Source organism: Arthrobacter sp. JCM 19049, assembly GCF_001310435.1.
Genome location: NZ_BAXF01000888.1, coordinates 1 through 613, shown reverse-complemented (window position 1 = coordinate 613; position 613 = coordinate 1). Strand labels below are relative to the sequence as shown.

Annotated in this window: 1 protein-coding gene and 1 pseudogene; both read right to left on the bottom strand. The window is 69.2% G+C overall.

From position 1 onward, the window contains the following. Window positions 1–429, bottom strand: a 429-nt coding sequence (locus tag JCM19049_RS16940; RefSeq protein WP_374700352.1) for a DeoR/GlpR family DNA-binding transcription regulator, incomplete at its 3' end; no start/stop codon positions are given. Continuing rightward, window positions 414–613 (bottom strand): annotated as a pseudogene (locus JCM19049_RS16935) (hypothetical protein); the annotation flags it as partial. The gene JCM19049_RS16940 and the pseudogene JCM19049_RS16935, both read right to left, overlap by 16 nt.

Below are 613 nucleotides of genomic sequence, written 5' to 3'. Positions count from 1 at the left end.
CCCGGCCGCATCCAGGGCCGCAAGCTGGCCGGCATCCAGCTGCCGATCGGTGATCATGCCGGTGAGGTTCGCGGTGTCCAGGATGACAAAGGAGCGGGTGCCCACCTTGGAGGAGTCCAGCACCAGGTAGCTGTCCCGGGACTGGGCGACCATCAGCTCGTTGACCGCCGCCTCCATCTCATCCGAGACCATCGGCCCCAGCCGCGGGTCCAGCCCGTTGACCCCGACGAAGCACAAATCCATGGTGATCTTGCCCAGCGCCGCCTGCGCCATCGGCCCGACCAGTTCATAGGAGCGGGCATTGAGCACCCCGCCGGTGACCATCACCCGGATGTGCGGGCGCACCGCCAGCAGCCCGGCAATGTTCACGGCGTTGGTCACCACCGTCAGGGTGATGCGCCCCGGCTCCCCGATCAGGTCCTGGCGCATCCCCAGCTCGTGGGCGATCGCTTGGTGGTGGTCCCGCCCGAAAGCCCAACCACCATGTCCGGGCGCACCATCGCCGCCGCCGCCCGGGCGATCTGCGCCTTCTCATCGTCGCGCGAATCGTTCTGGTAGCGCGCGGGCAGGTCGTAGGCCACGGTGCTGGAGACCGCCCCACCGTGGGTGCGGG